This window comes from Pantoea stewartii, assembly GCF_011044475.1.
Classification (GTDB): domain Bacteria; phylum Pseudomonadota; class Gammaproteobacteria; order Enterobacterales; family Enterobacteriaceae; genus Pantoea; species Pantoea stewartii.
Map to the genome: position 1 here is coordinate 1,954,221 of NZ_CP049115.1, position 14,325 is coordinate 1,968,545.

The following is a 14,325-nucleotide window of genomic DNA, read 5'->3' on the forward strand; positions in this document are numbered from 1 at the left end:
ACATCTCTGCAATTAATCACTAAGCGGTTGTAAATTATTAAGAAAAGTACAGATATCCGATGCCAGCGTAATACGTTTCTTCTGGCCGGGCGTTTCAAGGATGATGTCACCGCTCAGATTGCACAGGGAAATAATGTTCTCTTCTGACGCAGTGGTGGCAATAAACAGTGTTGGATTCTGCTTCAGGCGCCGCTGCATGACGAGGTGCCCGATCAGGTTTTCCTGCAGCCGGACAAAGTCGGTTTCACTCCAGACCTGGAGCAGCGTTAGCCTGTGGTCCTGCCACATGGCCTGCATGTCCCCCGCGAACTGGTGCGTATAAAAGGCCGTAATCTGCGGTTGCAGCGCAATCTCCAGCGCCCGCTCAACCGCCTCCAGCGAGGGCGGTAGTGTAAAGGGTTGCGGTTGCCAGAGCGCACACTCATCACGGTTTTCCAGCAAACAGGGGGAAGGAATACCATAAAGATCGCGACTGGCTGGCGCATGGCCCCGGCTCTGCTGCCAGTGCTGGCAGTAGCGCGTGGTAAAATCCGTTAACGCTTCAGCGGTTTGCTGCATCATTCAAATTCTCACTTCTGATAGGTTACACTTACTCACTTTGATGACTCTAGTGGTAACCGTTATGTCTTCTTACCAGCCGGACCCGGCACTGAGCAACCTGACGCTGGGCAAGCCTACAGCGTATCACGATCGCTATGACAACAGCTTATTACAGGCCGTGCCGCGCAGCATGAATCGCGAGCCTTTGGGCCTTTATCCCGATAATTTGCCGTTCTCGGGCAGTGATATCTGGACGCTCTATGAACTCTCATGGCTCAACAGCAAAGGCGTGCCCCAGGTGGCCGTGGGCGAAGTCGAGCTTGATGCCCGGAGCCGTAATCTTATCGAATCAAAGAGTTTTAAGCTCTACCTTAACAGCTTTAACCAGACGCGATTTACAGACTGGGCCGAGGTACGCCAGACGCTGGAGCAGGACCTGCGCGCCTGTGCCGAGGGCGATGTCCGTGTGGCGCTGTTTCGCTTACAGGAGATCGAAGGTCAGCCTGTCGGCCACTTTGCGGGCACCTGCATTGATGAGCAGGACATCGAGATTGAAGATTACGGCTTCAATGCCGATTATCTGATCGACGCCGCCGGTCAGGAACAGGTGCAAGAAACGCTGGTCAGCCATCTGCTTAAATCCAACTGTTTGATCACCAATCAGCCTGACTGGGGATCGGTAATGATTCGCTATCAGGGCCCGCGCATCGATCGTGAAGCTCTGCTGCGCTATATCGTTTCATTTCGTCAGCATAATGAGTTTCATGAACAGTGCGTGGAGCGTATTTTCAACGACCTGATGCGCTTTTGTCAGCCATCACAGCTGACCGTCTACGCACGTTACACGCGACGGGGTGGACTGGATATCAATCCGTGGCGCAGTAATGTGCCCTTTACGCCGGGCCATTCTCGTCTGGTTCGTCAATAGTTTGCGAATCCTTTCTCAGACTGTTAAACGCGCATACGGTTCCACTTGAGCAAACCTTGCCGACAAGGCTACTCTGGACAGGGCGGTAACCTGCGGGTTGCCAACCAGGGATTTTGGTCACTGCATTTGCAGTGTCAGTTATCACCCCAGCGGGTGCAAAGGAGTTCATTTGATTACACATGTCAGCCCTCTTGGCTCTATGGATCTGCTCTCCCAACTGGAAGTAGATATGCTGAAGCGCACGGCCAGCAGCGATTTGTATCAACTTTTCCGTAACTGCTCGCTCGCCGTACTCAACTCTGGCAGTCAGACTGACAGCAGCCATGAACTGCTGTCGCGTTTTGAGAACTTCGACATCAACGTACTGCGCCGTGAGCGCGGCGTTAAGCTGGAACTGATCAATCCCCCGGAAGAAGCCTTCGTCGACGGTCGTATCATCCGTTCACTCCAGGCCAACCTGTTTGCCGTCTTGCGCGACATCCTGTTTGTCAATGGCCAGCTCGCCAGCTCGGGGCGTTTACCCTGCGAAGAGGACAACGACTCAGCCACCATCACCAACACGGTGTTTTCCATTTTGCGCAATGCCCGCGCCCTGCATGTGGGTGAATATCCCAATACCGTTGTCTGCTGGGGTGGCCACTCGATCAACGCGGTGGAATACCAGTATTGTCGCAACGTGGGCACGCAACTGGGGCTGCGTGAGCTGAACATTTGTACCGGTTGTGGACCGGGCGTGATGGAAGCGCCGATGAAAGGTGCCGCCGTGGGCCATGCCCAGCAGCGCTATCGTGACAGCCGCTTTATCGGGTTAACTGAGCCGTCTATTATCGCGGCTGAGCCACCGAATCCGCTGGTGAACGAACTTATCATCATGCCGGATATCGAAAAGCGCCTGGAAGCCTTTGTGCGCATCGCGCACGGCATCATCATCTTCCCGGGCGGCGTGGGCACCGCAGAGGAGTTCCTCTATCTGTTGGGCATTCTGATGAATCCACAGAACGCGCATCAGGTTCTGCCGCTTATTCTGACCGGCCCGAAAGAGAGCGCCGATTATTTCCGCGTACTGGACGACTTCATTGTCAGCACGCTCGGCGAGCAGGCACGTAAGCATTATCAGATCATCATTGACGATGCTGCTGAAGTTGCCCGTCTGATGAGAAAAGCCATGCCGCAGGTGAAAGAGCATCGCCGTGAAACCGGTGACGCCTACAGTTTTAACTGGTCAATGCGTATTGCTCAGGATCTGCAGGTGCCGTTTATGCCAACGCATGAAAATATGGCCAACCTCAATCTCTACACAAACCAGGCTCCAGAAAAACTGGCGGCGGATTTGCGCCGGGCCTTCTCTGGGATTGTTGCAGGAAACGTCAAAGAGATGGGCATTCGCGAAATCCGCGAAAAAGGTCCTTACAAACTGCACGGCGATGCCGACATCATGCACCGCATGGATGAACTGCTACAGGGCTTTGTGGCGCAGCAACGTATGAAACTGCCCGGCACTGCCTATATTCCGTGCTACGAAATCATCAAGTAAATCTGGAGGCAGCCTGCGGGCTGCCCATATCTTATGTCTCTTCACTTACTCATTGTTGACGCCCTCAATTTAATTCGTCGCCTGCATGCGGTACAAGGCTCGCCCTGCGTCGACAGTTGCGTAGGCGCGCTGCGTCAGCTTCTGGGGCACACGCGGCCGACGCACGTGGTGGCGGTGTTTGATGGTGAAGCCCGCCATCAGGGATGGCGGCATCAGTTGTTGCCTGACTATAAAAGTGGACGCCCACCGATGCCCGACGATTTGCAGGCCGAAATGCCCGCGCTGAAGGACGCCTTTCGAAACGCGGGCGTCAGTTGCTGGATAGCCGACCAGGATGAAGCCGACGATCTGGCGGCGACGCTGGCGGTCAAAATGGCGCAGGCAGGTCATCAGGCGACCATCGTTTCAACCGACAAAGGTTACTGCCAGTTACTGGCACCGACGATTCGCATCCGTGACTATTTTCAAAAGCGCTGGCTGGATGTGCCTTTTATTGAAGCCGAATTCGGCGTTGCACCCGCGTTGCTGCCTGACTACTGGGGATTATGCGGCATCAGCAGCAGTAAAATTCCCGGCATCGCAGGCATTGGACCCAAAAGCGCCCGGGAACTGCTACAGCAGTTTGGTTCGCTGGAATCGCTGTATCAGCAGTTGGATCAGGTGCCGACCAAATGGCGTAATAAGTTACAGGCCGGACAGGAGATGGCGCTGATCAGCCGCGATGTGGCCCGGCTGAAACAGGATTTGGTGCTGGAAGGGAATCTGAATTTACTGCGTTACCATGGCGGCTAATCATATCAGACCGGGCACAATCGCGCCCGGTCTGCAGGGTTAACGCTCGTCGCGGCGGCCACCGACAGCGGCCCAGATGCGACGAATGTGCACTGTCACTTCTTCACGATCGTGATAAAGCTGACGTGCCCGAATCTGCGCGTTAACGCCATTTTCATTGAGTCGCTGCTCGATCATGGCCAGATTCTGCGTGACTTCTTCGTAGCGCTTCTTCATGGGCAGTTTCAGGTTAAATATGGCTTCGCGGCACCAGCCGTTGACCAGCCAGTCCGCCATCAGGTTCGCCACGCGAGCCGGCTTTTCCACCATGTCGCAGACCAGCCAGCTGATGTTGGTGCGGGGCGGACGGAAACGGAAACCGTCTTCACGCTCGTGAAAAACCTGGCCAGTCTCCATCAGGCTGGGCGCCATCGGCCCGTTATCCACGGCGTAAACCATCATGCTGCGCTGTACCAGTTGATAGGTCCAGCCGCCTGGACAGGCCCCCAAATCGACGGCATACATTCCACTGGCCAGACGTTCATCCCACTCATCGGCCGGAACAAAAACGTGAAAGGCCTCTTCCAGCTTAAGCGTGGACCGACTCGGCGCATCAGACGGGAACTTAAGACGCGGAATGCCCATATAAAAGGGTGAGTTGTTCTCCGGCAGTGAATACCCGACGTAGCAGGTGCCGGGGGCGATAAAGAACACATGCACGACCGGGCGTTTTGGGCTTTCATAGTTGAGCAGGATTTTGCTCTCACGCAGGCTGGCGCGCAGCGGGACGGTAAACTTGCGGCAGAACCTGGTGAGCTCTTTGGCTTCGTTGGTGTCCGGCACTTCAACACGCAGTTCACCGCCCTTTTCCACCACGCCGCTTAACATGCCTACGATGGGGGAAATACGATCGTCCTGGGGCAGATCCCGCAGCAGTTCGCCAACAACCAGCATCTGACGGGCAAAAATCAACTGCTCAAACGGCAACTCGCGGATCAGTCTCTCCGCATCGGGCTGCTGGTAGCACTCAAACAGGACATAACCTGCATCCTCTTTAACCCGAGGAAAGCCGTAAATATTGCGCTCGGCGGCTTTAGCACTAATTTCCGCCGCACACTCTTTTTCAAAGCCAGCGCGGCAATACAGTAAAACTTTATTCATGGCGTTCTGCCTTGGTTTTAAGACGCAGTGCGCCAATCAACATCAATAGCCAGCCAACGAGGAAGAACAGCCCCCCGACTGGCGTGATAAAAACAAAAAACGTTAAGTGCGACAGCGCCAGGGAATAGAGGCTGCCGCTGAATAATACGGTACCCAGTGCCATAGAGGCGCTGCTCCAGTAGAACCAGATATTACAGCGATAAAGCATCGCCGCTCCCAGTCCCAGCACAGCCAGCGTATGATAAGCCTGGTATTCCAGCCCGGTATGAATCCAGGCCATTTCAGTCGCTCCCAGCGTTTTATTCAACACATGAGCACCAAAAGCACCAAATGCCACCAGGAAAAACCCACTGATGGCCGCAAAAATAAACATGGCACGTCTGGACATGAATGTATCCTCAAGGTGCGTTTGCAGGTCCCTGCAAAAAAATAAAAAAGTTACTGATCATAACGAAAGCGGAATTTTTCTTGTTCGGTAGCCGCTTTGGCGAGGATCCACTGTCGAAAGGCGGCTATTTTACCCAGTTCTGCCTGACTGTCATGACAAACCAGATAAAAAGCATTTTTGCTCACTAAAACGTCATTAAACGGACAAATCAACCGTCCCGCTTCGATTTCGCTTTGCGCCATAACGTTATTGGCCAGGGCAACGCCCTGCCCATGGATGGCCGCCTGCAGCACCATCGCGCTGTGGCTGAAAATGGGTCCCTGTTGCACATTGATATGCTGGACGCCTGACTGACGGATATACGCCTGCCAGTCACGGCGGGAAGCATCATGCAACAGCGTAAAACGAGCCAGATCCATGGGCGTTTTCAGGGGATTTTCCCCCGTCATCAGCGACGGCGAACAAACCGGCAGCAAATATTCGGCATAGAGTTTTTCGACCCGCAGGCCTGGCCAGTTTCCCCGGCCATAGAAAATGGCCACGTCCACATCATCGGCCAGCTTCTCTTCATCCCGATCGACCGCCTGAATGCGGACGTCAATTCCCGGATAAGCCAGATTAAAGCTGGAAAGACGCGGGACCAGCCACTGAATCGCAAAGCTTGGCAGCAAACTCACCGTCAACGCCCCTTTGGCGCTGCGTGCCTGCAGTTTACGCGTCGCCTCGTTGAGCGCAGAGAAAATTTCTTTGATATCCAGATAGTAACTTTGGCCTTCCTCGGTGAGTAAAAGCGACCGGTTTCGCCGTCTGAACAGCTTCAGTCCCAGAAAATCTTCCAGTGATTTGATCTGGTGACTGACAGCAGCCTGGGTCACAAACAGCTCTTCAGCGGCTTTGGTAAAGCTTAAATGGCGTGCTGCGGCATCAAATACCCGCAGTGCATTCAGGGGAGGAAGACGTTTTGACATGGTTATCCATAGCCAGCCTGGCAAAAAATACGCGGACTAATACAAAGCCTTAACGTATTAGAATTTATAATCCGAGACATTATAAATTGTCCGTTGAGGAAGCTCCAGCAAATACCTATAGTTGCGGTACTTCCTGAGCCGGAACGAAAAGTTTTTAGATTTGTGAGTGAGTTCGCAGATTTTCTGAAAGCTTTTGGCTTGTGGTCGTGATGTTGTGTTTGCAATTTTGATCTGACCTTTACAGATCAAGCTTTTTTATTTCCTGTAGATTTACCCTGTCTGTCCATTGTGATATTGAGTAGCACCGCAAATTGCGGTGCTTTTTTTATGCGCGGATTACTTCATCTCAACCATTTCTTTCACATCTGAACGGTTAATCTGCTGCTCATTGCCATTCGCATCTTTATAGCTAATCATACCGGTATCAGTATCGACTCTTGGTTTACCTTCAGCAACGATAGTGCGTCCGTCATTGGTATGCATTACGTAGTTGCTTGAACAGGCAGCCAGGGTAAAGGCCATTGTACAAACGGCCAGCATTGCGGCGAGTTTTTTCATCTTCTATCTCCTTGCAGATTGATTGCACCAAACCGCCCGCGTTACGCTGACCCGAGAAATGGTCAAGTGGGATCGACTATCAGAATGTCGTATCGCCATGCGGGTGAAGTTTTTACCTTGCAATATTCAGCATAACCCGCTTTTCCAGCTTTGCCAGACAGACATCCATCTTTCAGCCTGAGTCTGATAATTAACAACGAGCTATGTATGCGTGCCTTTAATCCTTCTTCATTCCGGCAGCAGTTTCCTGCCCTGAGCGACGCGGGTGTTTATCTCGACAGCGCCGCCACCACGCTAAAACCGCAGGCGGTAATCGAGGCGACTCAGCAGTTCTACAGCCTGAGCGCCGGTACGGTTCATCGTAGCCAGTTTGCAGCGGCTCGCCGGTTAACCGAGCAGTATGAGCAGGCGCGGGGCCAGGTGGCGCAGTGGCTCAATGCCGCCAGCGACCGGCAGATTGTCTGGACGCGCGGTACCACCGAAGCCATTAACCTGGTGGCGCAAAGCTGGTTAGCCCCGCGTTTACAGCCCGGCGATGAAATCCTCGTCAGCGAAGCCGAGCACCACGCCAATCTGGTTCCCTGGCTCATGGTCGCACAGGCCACGGGCGCGCGCGTGGTAAAATGGCCAATCGGTGAGGATCGCCTGCCCGATATCGCCGAGCTGCCCTCACTGATCACTCACCGGACGCGTCTGCTCGCGCTGGGTCAGATGTCCAATGTCACAGGCGGCTGCCCCGATTTATCCCGGGCCATCGCTCTTGCCCATGCGGCAGGGGCAAAAGTTATGGTCGATGGCGCGCAGGGCGTCGTACATTGCCCGCCGGATGTACAGGCGCTGGATATTGATTTCTATGCCTTTTCCGGCCACAAGCTCTATGGCCCAATGGGCATCGGTGTGCTGTACGGTAAAGCGGAATTGCTGGAAGAGATGGCCCCCTGGCAGGGCGGCGGTAAGATGCTGACGAAGGTCGACTTCACCGGCTTTACGCCCCAGCCGGTGCCCTGGCGCTTTGAGGCCGGTACGCCAAACGTGGCGGGCGTGACCGGACTGAGTGCCGCGCTGAGCTGGCTGCAACAGCATAATATGTCTAAAGCAGAGATCTGGAGCCAGCAGTTAGCCAGTCTGGCCGAGGAACAGCTTGCAGAACTGCCGGGCTTTCGCAGTTTCCGTTGTGGCCAGGCCAGCCTGCTGGCCTTCGACATTCAGGGAATTCATCACAGCGATATCGTGACACTGCTGGCAGAGCACGGGATCGCCTTACGTGCGGGTCAACATTGTGCCCAACCGTTAATGGCGGCACTGGGCGTTGAGGGGACGCTGCGCGTATCGTTTGCCCCCTATAATAATTTACAGGACGTCGATGCGCTGCTGCGCGCTATGCACAGCGCTGTCGCGTTGTTATCGGAGTTTTAATCATGCACGCATCCCTGCTTGCCCCGCATCCGTTCGGTGTTGAAATTATGCCTGCGGATCTGAAAGAAACCTTCTCTCACTGTCGGCAGTGGGAGGATCGCTACCGGCAGCTGATTTTACTTGGCCGACAGTTGCCGGCCTTACCTGACGCATTAAGAACACCGGACAGTGAGCTGAGTGGTTGCGAGAATCGCGTCTGGCTGGGCAGCCAGATCCGGGAAGAAGGTTCCCTGCATTTTTACGGTGACAGCGAAGGTCGCATCGTTCGTGGTTTGCTGGCCGTGCTGCTCACCGCTGTTGAAGGCCAGACGCCCGCGCAATTACTGGCGGCCGATCCGCTGGATCTGTTTGAATCGCTGGGCCTGCGTGCGCAGCTTAGCGCCTCACGCAGTAGCGGCCTGAAAGCGCTGGCCGATGCCGTCCAGCAGCATGCGCAACGGGCGCTGGGTTAACCGCTCATGGCGCAGTCGTCGGCCAGTGTTTAGCTAAGCAGGTCAGGCTGGCGGCCTGGCAAACGCGGGCTAAAGCCGTACAACCGCGTTGCACGGCAGATTAGCATTACGCCTGGCGCGCGGCCCGTGCCAGAAATTTCTTCAGGGCATGCGAAACGGCGACAAAGCCAAAGGTGGCGGTGACCATCGTGGCTGCGCCAAATCCGGATTCACAATCCATTCTTTTCGGCCCTTCCGCTGTGCTGCGTGAGGCGCAAACCGAGCCATCCGCCTGCGGATAAACCAGCGCCTCTGTAGAGAAAACGCAGTCGATGCCCAGCTTGCCTTTGCTGTTTTTTACCACGCCCAGCTGTTTAAGCCGCTCGCGTAATTTAGCCGCCAGCGGATCCTGGATGGTCTTCGCTAAGTCAGTCACCTGGATTTGCGTGGGATCGATTTGCCCACCTGCGCCGCCCGTGGTGATCAGGGGAATCTTATTGCGTCGACACCAGGCAATCAGCGCCGCCTTGGGTCGCACACTGTCGATAGCGTCAATCACATAGTCGACATCGGCAGTCAGCAGCGTCGCCGTGTTTTCCGGGGTGATAAAGTCATCAATACAGATCACCTCACAGTCAGGATTAATGGCGCGCAGACGCTCGGCCATCACGTCCGTTTTGGCTTTACCCACATTGCCGCTCATAGCATGTATCTGACGATTGGTGTTGGTGATACAGACATCATCCATATCGATCAGGGTAATCCTGCCGATGCCGGTTCTTACCAGTGCCTCGGCAGCCCAGGAGCCCACGCCGCCAATACCAATCACGCAGAAGTGGGCATCAGCGAAATGCTGCAACGCCGACTGCCCATAAAGACGTGCCGTGCCACCAAATCGCTGGTGCCAGGCATCGTTTAACACTTTCATAGTTGAACCTGTTACTGAGCGCGGGCCCGATCGCCCGCCGCTTCAAAATTTAGTTAGCGCCTAACAGCAGGCTGCCGTTGTTGTTGCTCTGCGCGTTGCTGAACAGCGGCTGACCGGCTCCCGGTGCCGATTTCAGCACCCACACACGACCATAATGGTTATAGAACCCCGCCAGATGGGCAGCATCTGGCCCTACGCCCTGATAGATATCGAAGTGCTGGCCTTTGATCGCGCCGCCGACATCCAGCGCCACCATCACCCGCATTTCATATTTCCCGTTGAATTTGCCCTTTTCATTGAGCTGCGGCACTTCCGCCAGCAGCACCGTTCCGGCAGGAATCAGTGAACGATCGGATGCCACAGAGGCTTTCGCCACCAGCGGTACCGCGCTCGCGCCACGTACCGGCACATAAGGTTCGGGTTTGAAAAAGACAAAGGAGGGGTTAGTTTCTAGCAGCGCCCGCACTTCCTCGGGTGAATGTTCCTCAGCCCACTGGCGAATGGCCTGCATTGACATGTCTTCACGCTTGACCTCGCCCCGGTCGATCAGCTCTTTACCGATGCTATGATAACCCCAGCCGTTTTTGCCGCCATAACCAAAAAAGCTCATCGGACGTCCGTCACCAAAATCGACATAGCCGCTGCCCTGCACATCCATAATAAAGTTATCAATGAGTGAGTTACTCCAGGCAATCACGTAGCGATCGTCTAACGCCCCACTGTATATCGATGCGCGGCTGGGTAATTTCTGACCGCGTTTGCGCGGCGGCATGCGGTAAATAGGGTACTGAAACTCGCCCTGTCGCGTGTAGCGTGCCTGAACGACCGGCGTGTAGTAGCCCGTGAACTGGACGTTACCGTAATTATCGGTGCCTTCCATCTGAAACGCATTTAACCCAAACTGGCGCAACTGTCGTGTATCGCCCCCCGCCATCAGCCAGTTTTCAACCGCACTGTAAGTGCTGTTGTTACGGCCAAACAAACCCGAAGCGGCCGCCTGGATTTGCTGAATCTGTTGCCCAAAATCTCTGCCGTTAACCGGACGGCCTTTGGCGTTAGGTTGATTCACCAGCGCTAAGGGCTGATCAAGTTTTCCGTCTTTATATTGTTGACCCCGATCGGTCGGCTTAGAACTACAGCCCGCCAGAAGCGCTAAAAATGCGCCAGTAAGTGCGTACTTCGCCCAACGTCCTTTCATCTTCATCTCTTTTTATAAGTGTTCGCCACGCGACGATAGCAAAGCCGTCATCAGAATGAAATCCATCCTCTTTCGTCATAACGGATATCGGTGCAATAAATCACCAATTGGTGGAATCCTTCAGCAATTAACAGCAAATTTAGCCTTTTAGGGCAAAAAGGGGTTGCAACAATCATCGTGCGGAGTATAGTGCGCATCCACGGACGCGGGGTGGAGCAGCCTGGTAGCTCGTCGGGCTCATAACCCGAAGGTCGTCGGTTCAAATCCGGCCCCCGCAACCAGTTCTTCTGTAGTTTTGCTCAGACAGAAGAAACAATGTGAAAAGTCGCTATGCGCAATCGGACGCGGGGTGGAGCAGCCTGGTAGCTCGTCGGGCTCATAACCCGAAGGTCGTCGGTTCAAATCCGGCCTCCGCAACCAATTCTTCTGAGATAATGCTCACTCAGAAGGGACAATGTGAAAGTCGCTATGCGCAATCGGACGCGGGGTGGAGCAGCCTGGTAGCTCGTCGGGCTCATAACCCGAAGGTCGTCGGTTCAAATCCGGCCCCCGCAACCACTTTAAACACCTGAGAAGGTGTTTTTTTGTTTCTGGCCTCCGTCAGTCAATCCCCCTCTCCTTTTTACCGCTCAGACACGCAGTGAGATCAGACCGCACGCGAATGTCGCAACAGATCTTGCTCTGGCCAACCCGTTTCTGCTTTTATGATTCATCCGGACACGACAAGGTCTGTTATGAATACCTTCAACATTGCTGCACTTGCTGCACAGTATCCGCCGGTTGCGGATATGATCGCGCTGAAAGAAACCATCTGGTTCAATCCTGCCACCACAACCGTCGCCAACGCCCTGCCCTTTGTGGGTCTGACAGAGCAGGACGTTGAAGCCGCCCATGCCCGCCTGAAGCGGTTTGCGCCTTTGCTGGCTCAGGCCTTTCCTGAAACCGCCGCCACGGGCGGTATAATCGAATCGGATGTGGTCGCGATCCCCGCCATGCAGGCCCGGCTGGAACAGGCGTACGGCCAGAAAATTGCAGGCACACTGCTGCTGAAGAAAGACAGCCACCTGCCGATTTCTGGCTCCATCAAAGCGCGTGGCGGCATTTATGAAGTCCTGAATCATGCCGAGAAACTGGCATTAGCTGCCGGTTTGCTGTCCCCGGAGGCGGATTACCGCACGTTGCTCTCCCCCACGCTTCGGCAGTTTTTTAGCCAGTACCGTATTGCCGTGGGATCGACCGGCAATCTCGGGCTGTCGATTGGCATCATGAGCGCCCGCCTCGGCTTTAACGTAACCGTTCATATGTCGGCGGATGCCCGGGAATGGAAGAAAGCAAAACTGCGCAGCCATGGCGTAACGGTGGTGGAATATGAACAGGATTACGGCGTGGCGGTCGGGCAAGGACGCAAAGCGGCCGCATCGGACCCCAACTGTTTCTTTATTGACGATGAAAACTCCCGCACACTGTTTTTAGGTTATGCGGTCGCCGGCCAACGGCTGAAAGCGCAGTTTGAACAACAGGGCCGCGTGGTTGATGCTCAACATCCCTTATTTGTGTACCTGCCCTGCGGCGTGGGCGGTGGCCCCGGCGGCGTCGCGTTTGGCCTGAAGCTGGCATGGGGTGACCATGTTCACTGTCTGTTTACGGAGCCCACTCATTCGCCCTGCATGTTGCTGGGCATAACAACGGGCTTACACGACGGAATTTCCGTACAGGACATAGGTATTGATAATGTCACGGCTGCGGATGGTCTGGCGGTAGGCCGGGCGTCCGGCTTTGTGGGCAGAGCCATGCAACGTCTGCTGGATGGCATTTACACACTTGATGATGCGCGCATGTACGACATGCTCGGCTGGCTGGCGCAGGAAGAAGGTCTGCGGCTTGAACCTTCTGCGCTGGCCGGGATGATCGGTCCACAGCACGTATGTGGTTCAGCGCACTATCACGCGCTGCACGACTTCAGCCCAACACAGTTACAACAGGCCACTCACCTGGTCTGGGCGACGGGCGGCGGCATGGTGCCGGAACAGGAAATGGCGCAGTACCTGGCAAAAGGCCGCTAAGTGGACGCACATCGCCGGCGAGACAGGAACGCCACGCAACCCGGTCCCTGTTCTTCTTCTGACGACAAACCCTGACAGCAGATAAGGCCGGGCGGGTGATTTTTCCTGCCCGGTTGCTTAACGGTGTGCCAGCGCCGCCCCGTTTTTGAAATAGGCCTTAATGCCTTCCAGAATGGCCTCGGCGACCTGATGTTGATAACGCGTGGTGCGGAGTTTACGCTCTTCTTCGACGTTGCTGATGAACGCGGTTTCCACCAGGATCGAGGGAATATCCGGTGCCTTCAGCACCGCAAAACCAGCCTGATCCACAGTGCGTTTGTGCAGATGGTTAATCCGCCCCATCCGGTGCAGCACTTCTTTGCCAAACTTCAGGCTGTCATGGATCGTCTGGCGCTGCACCATATCAAACATGGTGTGATCCAGATAGCGATCGCCACTCATGCTGACGCCGCCAATCAGGTCGGATTCATTCTGGGTTTGCGCCAGAAAACGCGCCGCGGCTGACGTCGCCCCCCGGGTCGAAAGGGCAAACACAGAGGAGCCCCGTGCGGCCCGGCTGGTGAACGCATCCGCATGAATGGAGACGAACAGATCGGCCCGCTGTTTCCGGGCTTTGGCCACGCGAACCCGCAGGGGAATAAACACATCCTCGTTACGCGTCATGTACGCCTTCATATTGTGTTCTTTCTCAATCAGCGCCTTAAGGCGGCGGCCAATCTTCAACACAATGTCTTTTTCACGGGTTTTGTATTTACCGTGCGCGCCCGGATCTTCCCCGCCATGGCCAGGATCGATCATGATAATGATGGGGCGATCGCGCCCGGCTTTACCGGGTAACGGCGGCTGAACGCTTTCATTTTTATCCAGATCGCCCTGGTTGTAATCTTTCAGTAATGCCAGCAGCGGATCATCTTCTACCGTATTCTGGCTGGGGTAGAGATCGACCACCAGCCGGTGTTGAATACTGGAGACCGGTGCAAGGCTGAAGATTTTTGGCGAGACGTTGCGTTTCAGTTCCAGCACCACCCGCACGGTATTGGCATCGAACTGCCCGACCCTGGCGTTTTTGATAAAAGGATCGTCCACCCTGACGTGCTGGTTAACGCCCTTAAGGACCGAATTAAGGTGCAGGTTCTCAATGTCGATGACCAGCCGGTCCGGATTCGTCAGTGCGAACTGCTTATACTTAAGGGCAACATTGGATTCCAGCGTCATGCGCGAATAGGTTGAAGAGGGCCAGATGCGAACCGCCATAATATGGCTGGTGGCCGCGATGCCCACACCGCTTACGCTGAGCAGCAGCAGTGCCCCAGTACCTTTTAATAATCGTCTACGTGAAATAAGGGGATGACCTTCCGACATGCCACTCCAGCTGTTATATCGTGTTTAAAAAAACGGCAACCAAATAAAATGGCGGCGAAAACTTTATCCAATCCGGCTG

14 protein-coding genes and 3 tRNA genes are annotated in these 14,325 nt (G+C 54.9%); 9 read left to right on the forward strand and 8 right to left on the reverse strand.

What is annotated here, in order from left to right; genetic code table 11:
* Positions 1-12 precede the first annotated feature (12 nt).
* Complete coding sequence (syd, locus tag G5574_RS09230) at positions 13-561, reverse strand: SecY-interacting protein (RefSeq protein WP_006120776.1); 549 nt, start codon at positions 559-561, stop codon at positions 13-15.
* Between the two features lie 61 nt (positions 562-622).
* Between syd and queF the strand changes: the two genes are divergently transcribed.
* The 3 genes from queF to xni all read left to right on the forward strand — a co-directional run bounded on the left by queF (position 623) and on the right by xni (position 3,794).
* Positions 623-1,468 carry an NADPH-dependent 7-cyano-7-deazaguanine reductase QueF gene (queF, locus tag G5574_RS09235; protein WP_033739575.1) on the forward strand — a complete coding sequence of 282 codons (846 nt, stop codon included), beginning with the start codon at positions 623-625 and terminating at the stop codon, positions 1,466-1,468.
* 169 nt (positions 1,469-1,637) lie between these two features.
* Positions 1,638-3,002 carry a nucleotide 5'-monophosphate nucleosidase PpnN gene (gene ppnN / locus G5574_RS09240; RefSeq protein ID WP_006120778.1) on the forward strand — a complete coding sequence of 455 codons (1,365 nt, stop codon included), beginning with the start codon at positions 1,638-1,640 and terminating at the stop codon, positions 3,000-3,002.
* Between the two features lie 33 nt (positions 3,003-3,035).
* Complete coding sequence (gene xni, locus G5574_RS09245; protein WP_006120779.1) at positions 3,036-3,794, forward strand: flap endonuclease Xni; 759 nt, start codon at positions 3,036-3,038, stop codon at positions 3,792-3,794.
* Between the two features lie 39 nt (positions 3,795-3,833).
* Here xni and rlmM read toward each other — a convergent pair whose 3' ends face one another.
* From rlmM to G5574_RS09265, 4 genes are all read right to left on the reverse strand, one after another.
* A complete protein-coding gene (gene rlmM, locus G5574_RS09250) occupies positions 3,834-4,934 on the reverse strand; it encodes a 23S rRNA (cytidine(2498)-2'-O)-methyltransferase RlmM (protein WP_164482529.1) in 1,101 nt (366 codons plus the stop codon).
* Positions 4,927-5,322 carry a DUF423 domain-containing protein gene (locus tag G5574_RS09255; protein ID WP_014605150.1) on the reverse strand — a complete coding sequence of 132 codons (396 nt, stop codon included), beginning with the start codon at positions 5,320-5,322 and terminating at the stop codon, positions 4,927-4,929. Before G5574_RS09255 ends, rlmM begins: the two co-directional genes overlap by 8 nt.
* Before the next feature lie 50 nt (positions 5,323-5,372).
* Positions 5,373-6,290 carry a transcriptional regulator GcvA gene (locus G5574_RS09260; protein ID WP_006120782.1) on the reverse strand — a complete coding sequence of 306 codons (918 nt, stop codon included), beginning with the start codon at positions 6,288-6,290 and terminating at the stop codon, positions 5,373-5,375.
* A 336-nt stretch (positions 6,291-6,626) separates the two neighbouring features.
* On the reverse strand, positions 6,627-6,848 hold the full coding sequence (locus G5574_RS09265; RefSeq protein ID WP_006120783.1) for a YgdI/YgdR family lipoprotein: 222 nt from the start codon (positions 6,846-6,848) through the stop codon (positions 6,627-6,629).
* 207 nt (positions 6,849-7,055) lie between these two features.
* Between G5574_RS09265 and csdA the strand changes: the two genes are divergently transcribed.
* On the forward strand, positions 7,056-8,264 hold the full coding sequence (csdA, locus tag G5574_RS09270) for a cysteine desulfurase CsdA (protein WP_164482530.1): 1,209 nt from the start codon (positions 7,056-7,058) through the stop codon (positions 8,262-8,264).
* Between the two features lie 2 nt (positions 8,265-8,266).
* Positions 8,267-8,716, forward strand: coding sequence for a cysteine desulfurase sulfur acceptor subunit CsdE (gene csdE, locus G5574_RS09275; RefSeq protein ID WP_164482531.1), 450 nt, complete (start codon positions 8,267-8,269; stop codon positions 8,714-8,716).
* A 106-nt stretch (positions 8,717-8,822) separates the two neighbouring features.
* Here the strand turns inward: csdE and tcdA are convergent, their stop codons facing one another.
* Positions 8,823-9,623 carry a tRNA cyclic N6-threonylcarbamoyladenosine(37) synthase TcdA gene (gene tcdA, locus G5574_RS09280; RefSeq protein ID WP_164482532.1) on the reverse strand — a complete coding sequence of 267 codons (801 nt, stop codon included), beginning with the start codon at positions 9,621-9,623 and terminating at the stop codon, positions 8,823-8,825.
* A gap of 49 nt (positions 9,624-9,672) precedes the next feature.
* On the reverse strand, positions 9,673-10,821 hold the full coding sequence (gene mltA / locus G5574_RS09285; protein WP_039338403.1) for a murein transglycosylase A: 1,149 nt from the start codon (positions 10,819-10,821) through the stop codon (positions 9,673-9,675).
* A 204-nt stretch (positions 10,822-11,025) separates the two neighbouring features.
* Between mltA and G5574_RS09290 the strand changes: the two genes are divergently transcribed.
* The 4 genes from G5574_RS09290 (at position 11,026) to dsdA (ending at position 12,884) form a co-directional block, all read left to right on the forward strand.
* A tRNA-Met gene (locus G5574_RS09290) sits at positions 11,026-11,102 on the forward strand.
* Between the two features lie 62 nt (positions 11,103-11,164).
* Positions 11,165-11,241: transfer RNA gene (locus tag G5574_RS09295), tRNA-Met, on the forward strand.
* A 61-nt stretch (positions 11,242-11,302) separates the two neighbouring features.
* Positions 11,303-11,379, forward strand: a tRNA-Met gene (locus tag G5574_RS09300).
* A gap of 176 nt (positions 11,380-11,555) precedes the next feature.
* The gene (dsdA, locus tag G5574_RS09305; RefSeq protein WP_164482533.1) at positions 11,556-12,884 is read left to right on the forward strand and encodes a D-serine ammonia-lyase; all 1,329 of its coding nucleotides are present in this window, start codon (positions 11,556-11,558) and stop codon (positions 12,882-12,884) included.
* A gap of 117 nt (positions 12,885-13,001) precedes the next feature.
* Here the strand turns inward: dsdA and amiC are convergent, their stop codons facing one another.
* Entirely contained in the window at positions 13,002-14,246 is a 1,245-nt protein-coding gene (gene amiC / locus G5574_RS09310) for an N-acetylmuramoyl-L-alanine amidase AmiC (protein ID WP_033739588.1), read from the reverse strand.
* Between the last annotated feature and the right edge of the window lie 79 nt (positions 14,247-14,325).